Origin of the sequence: Rhizobium sp. SEMIA 4085 (assembly GCF_013004495.1) — a bacterium.
GTDB classification, from domain to species: Bacteria; Pseudomonadota; Alphaproteobacteria; order Rhizobiales; family Rhizobiaceae; genus Rhizobium; species Rhizobium gallicum.
Genome location: NZ_JABEPH010000512.1, coordinates 1 through 3,257 on the forward strand (window position 1 = coordinate 1; position 3,257 = coordinate 3,257).

At 58.6% G+C, this 3,257-nt stretch carries 3 protein-coding genes; 1 reads left to right on the forward strand and 2 read right to left on the reverse strand.

Annotation, left to right across the window (positions count from 1 at the left end; genetic code table 11):
* On the reverse strand, window positions 1-1,116 hold a 1,116-nt coding region (gene adh / locus C9413_RS30105), incomplete at its 3' end, for an aldehyde dehydrogenase (RefSeq protein ID WP_170251330.1).
* Between the two features lie 156 nt (window positions 1,117-1,272).
* Window positions 1,273-2,232 (reverse strand): helix-turn-helix domain-containing protein, encoded by a 960-nt coding sequence (locus C9413_RS30110; RefSeq protein ID WP_040115421.1) that lies wholly within the window; start codon window positions 2,230-2,232, stop codon window positions 1,273-1,275.
* Window positions 2,233-2,679: 447 nt separating this feature from the next.
* Between C9413_RS30110 and C9413_RS30115 the strand changes: the two genes are divergently transcribed.
* Window positions 2,680-3,257: transporter substrate-binding domain-containing protein (locus C9413_RS30115; protein WP_246703890.1), on the forward strand; the 578-nt coding region annotated here is incomplete at its 3' end.

The window sequence follows — 3,257 nt, forward strand, 5'->3', positions numbered from 1 at the left end:
GCCGAGATCATTGCGCGTGCCCCCCGCCAGGCCTTCGGCGCCTTCCTGCTTGCCGATGTCGAGATAGGCGAGGATCTTCTCTAACTGTTCGTTCGATGCCTGCGCGCCGATCATCGTCGCGCTGTCGAGCGGGTTGCCCTGCTTGATGGCTTCGACGCGCTTGACGGCCCTTTCCATGAAGCGGTCATAGATCGATTCCTCAACCAGGGCGCGGCTGGGGCAGGTGCAGACTTCGCCCTGGTTTAGAGCAAACATCGCAAAACCTTCCAGCGCCTTGTCAAGGAAATCGTCGTCTTCGGCCATGACGTCGGCGAAGAAGATATTTGGCGACTTGCCGCCGAGTTCGAGGGTAACGGGGATGAGGTTCTGGCTGGCATATTGCATGATCAGTCGCCCGGTCGAGGTCTCGCCCGTGAAGGCGATCTTGGCGATGCGCGGGCTGGCCGCAAGCGGCTTGCCGGCTTCCAGGCCAAAACCGTTGACAATATTGAGGACGCCTGGCGGCAGCAGATCGCCGACGAGTTCGGCCCATACAAGAATGGACGCTGGTGTCTGTTCGGCCGGCTTGAGAACCACGCAATTGCCCGCCGCAAGGGCCGGAGCAAGCTTCCAGGCCGCCATCAGGATGGGGAAGTTCCAAGGAATGATCTGGCCGACGACGCCAAGCGGCTCGTGGAAGTGATAGGCGACGGTGTCGTGGTCGATTTCGCCGATCGAGCCTTCCTGTGCACGTATGCAGGCAGCAAAATAACGGAAGTGGTCGATGGCAAGCGGAATGTCGGCCGCCATCGTCTCGCGGATCGGTTTGCCGTTGTCCCACGTCTCGGCCTGGGCGAGCAATTCCAGCTTGTCCTCCATGCGCTGGGCGATCTTCATCAAGATATTCGAGCGTTCGGCAGGCGAAGTCTTGGCCCATTTATCCTTCGCCGCATGGGCCGCATCGAGCGCCGCGTTGACGTCCTTTTCGTCGGAACGTGCAATTTCGCAAAGCTTGCCGCCTGTCACCGGCGTGATGTTGTCGAAGTATTTGCCTTCGATCGGCTCGCGCCACTCGCCCCCGATGAAGTTGCCGTACTTTGACTTGAACGGCGCTTCGACGATCTTCTGATGCAGCATGTCATCCTCCCTAGATGAGCCAGGTTCAGGAGTGAACCAGTGGAGGAATTCTGCGCATCTTTGGTCGAACGAACCAGACTGGCGGGGTATTGTTGCAGTGCACAGTGTCGCAGCGGTGCGACATGATAATCGCACTTCGGAAAGAACAAGAGACGTTCAGTGGAGATTGAGCTTCTTCATCTTGCGATGAAGGGTGGCCCGGCTCATGCCAAGATCCATCGCAGCCCGCGAGACGTTGCCGCTGGTTCGGGTGAGGGCGCGCAAAAGCGCCGCACGCTCTGCTTCCAGAAGAGCCTCGCCGTTTGCGGCGCAGTTTTCATGGAGCGCATCGGCTGCGGGAACGCCCGCCGCAATCTGCCGGTCGTCCAGCTTCAGCGCCAGCCGCGCCGCGCGGGTAGCTCCGAGCACGAGGTCGTGCTTGTCCACGGCAAGCAAGGCGGCCGCCGAATTCGCGCCTGAGGGGACCATCAGGAAACGCGCGCCGCTAAAGGCGCTCCGGAAGATATTGAGCTCGATGCGAAGGGCTGCGTCGCGCACGGTCTGCGACAGGATCGACAGCGTCATCTCGTTGACATCGTCGCGGCAGGTGGAAATGTCGAGTGCAGCTGCGAGCTGGCCAAGATGATCGCGGATCGGCGCGGTCGTACAGCTGAGCCGGATATTGGAACAAAAGAAATGCTGGTCACGGAAGATCGCAACGGCGCGTTCGTCGGCCAGCGCAGTGCCGATGCCGTTCGTGCCAATGCTTGCCTCCGTCCAAATCGATCCTGTCCAGAGGCCGAGATCGTGAAACTCCTTGTCGTCGCCGGCCTTGCCCCGCCGTTCGAGCGCAATGCCGTTACGGTCCGTGAGCAGCAAGCAGCAGCCGGCCTTACCGACTGTCGTAAAAAGCCGGTCGAGCTCGTCTGTAGCATCCTTGACCAGTTGTTCCGATTGCTCGCGTGCCTGCCGAAACTCGTGATCGGTGAGCCGCAAAGGTGTGCGCACATCTTCCGGCGCCAGCTGATGCATGGTCATGCAACGCCGCCAGGAAGCCACAATTGGTGAACTTGCCGCCGCTGATTTCTGCTGCGCGCATGTATAGACATGACCCGCATGTGCGGAGTGTTCGTGCATCGGCTCCTCCCACGGAACGCAAGAGCAATCTGTCGGAAATAACGTGTTTCTGCAATGCTCCTGGAATATGAAGATTGTCGCATGGCTCGGCCGAACTGTCGCAGCCGTGCGACAGTTGGTGTTCTGGGGTGCATCCGCCGCACGTCAAATGGGGCAATGACGCTACATCTGCCCGATTGTTCCGGAAATGGCCCTGGCAGCTCTCAGGCGATCGCATTGGCGTTCGCGACAATGGCCGCCGGTTTGGCCGGCGGCAAACGATGCCGCTGTTTCCGCCAGCGTCTTGGTCCTGCGATGCTGGACGTTGACGTTTTTAAAATGAGATGGTGCCGAGTGGCCCGTTGGGTGCCAATGGGACCTCGGATTTGGCCGCAAATTCGTTGAAATCGATGGGGTGCCATCATCGTTTGTTATCTATTTCCTTCTATCATGCTCAAAGGACGGAAGATGGGGGAACAGATGATCGGCCGGTTCGCACTTGCAGCAGTCCTTTTTCTCGCAGGCTCGATTGATCTCGCGACGGCGAATGAAAAGCTCCGCGTCGCGACGGAAGGCGCATACCCACCATTCAATTTTCAAGATGCATCCGGTCAGCTTGGTGGTTTCGACGTCGATATTGCCAAAGCGCTTTGCCAGCAAATGGCGGTTGATTGCACGTTTGTCGCCATCCCCTGGACCGAGATCGTTCAAGGTTTGTCTGATAATAAATACGACATGATCGTCGCAAGCATGGCGTTTACCGAAGAGCGCGCTCAAAAAATGGAGTTCTCCGCTCCATACTACCGTTCTCATTCGGTTCTGGTCGGCGACGCTGAAAAGTTCCAGGATAGTGCGCCGGCAGCCCTCTCCGGCGTACGGATTGCGGCAGCACAGGACACGATCCAGGCGGAGTATTTGCAAAAGGCCTATGGAGCAAGCAAGGCCGTGCATGTATCTTATACACATCTACGAGGCCGCGAGATTCCTGAGCACCTCGTATGCCTCCTTCTGCTACAAAATAAACCCAAAAGAAGTAACACACCGGG